This is a genomic window from Arthrobacter sp. JCM 19049 (genome assembly GCF_001310435.1).
In genome coordinates, this window is sequence record NZ_BAXF01000583.1 from 1 (window position 1) to 1,208 (window position 1,208).

The 1,208-nt window shown below is 65.1% G+C and carries 3 protein-coding genes; all 3 read left to right on the forward strand.

Features of this window, described 5'->3' with window-relative positions; genetic code table 11:
• Positions 1 to 319, forward strand: a 319-nt coding sequence (locus JCM19049_RS14655; protein WP_279403302.1) for a 3-oxoacyl-[acyl-carrier-protein] synthase III C-terminal domain-containing protein, incomplete at its 5' end; no start/stop codon positions are given.
• A gap of 137 nt (positions 320 to 456) precedes the next feature.
• Positions 457 to 702 carry an acyl carrier protein gene (locus JCM19049_RS14660; RefSeq protein WP_054821937.1) on the forward strand — a complete coding sequence of 82 codons (246 nt, stop codon included), beginning with the start codon at positions 457 to 459 and terminating at the stop codon, positions 700 to 702.
• Between the two features lie 173 nt (positions 703 to 875).
• Positions 876 to 1,208: beta-ketoacyl synthase N-terminal-like domain-containing protein (locus tag JCM19049_RS14665; RefSeq protein ID WP_279403303.1), on the forward strand; the 333-nt coding region annotated here is incomplete at its 3' end.

The following is a 1,208-nucleotide window of genomic DNA, read 5'->3' on the forward strand; positions in this document are numbered from 1 at the left end:
CTGGGCGGTGTGGGAGATGGCCAAGATGGCCCGCAAGGCCCTGACCGAGGCCGGGATCGAGGCCAGCGACCTGGCCGCGTTCCTGCCGCACCAGGCGAACATGCGCATCATCGACGAGATGGTCAAGCAGCTGAAGCTGCCCGATTCGGTGATCGTGGCCCGGGACATCGCCGAGAACGGGAACACCTCCGCGGCCTCCATCCCGATGGCCATGGACCGAATGCGCCGCGAACATCCGGAGGTCTGCGGCGGGCTGGCCCTGCAAATCGGCTTCGGCGCCGGGCTTGTCTTTGGCGCCCAGGTCGTGCGACTGCCATAAACTAAACAGTTGACGGCAACGTGAAGTTTTCACCAAGCCGGGTGGCATCCCCCAGCCCCGGAGCGATCCGGCGGGGATGACGGTGCCGCCCAGTCATCGTCGGTTGTACCGGCACAACACAAGAAAAGGAGCCTTTCATGGCTAGCAACGAAGAAATTCTGGCGGGCCTCGCCGAAATCGTGAACGAAGAGACCGGCCTGGACGAAGCAGACGTGCAGCTGGACAAGTCCTTCACCGAGGACCTGGACATCGACTCGATCTCGATGATGACCATCGTGGTCAACGCCGAAGAGAAGTTCGACGTGAAGATCCCGGACGAGGAAGTCAAGAACCTCAAGACCGTGGGCGACGCCGTCAACTTCATCGTTTCGGCCCAGGCCTAGTGCCGCACGCCGGTGCAGCGACGTACCGGCGCACCGCGTGACGTGGTCCGGCAGCACAGTAGCTACCTGCCGGACCACGTCCGCCGCTGAGCGTGGCAGCACCCCCTCCACGCACGTGGGCCATGAACGGCCCACCCCTGATTTTGTTTTCCCGCCCAGTAGAGAGTTAGACGATGGCGCGCAAAGTAGTGATCACCGGCCTGGGAGCCACCACCCCCATTGGCGGGGATGTGCCCACCCTGTGGGCCAATTCCCTCAAGGGCGTCTCCGGCGCCGCCACCCTCACCGACGAGTGGGTCGAGGAATACCAGCTGCCGGTGACCTTCGCCGCGCGCGCCTCGAACCCGGCCAGCGAAACCCTCTCCCGCGTGGAGATGAAGCGCATGGACCCCTCCACCCAGTTCGCCGTGGTCGCCTCCCGCGAGGCCTGGAAGGACTCGGGCCTGGAAGAGGTCGACCCGGACCGCCTCTCGGTCACCTTCGCCACCGGCATCGGCGGGGTGTGG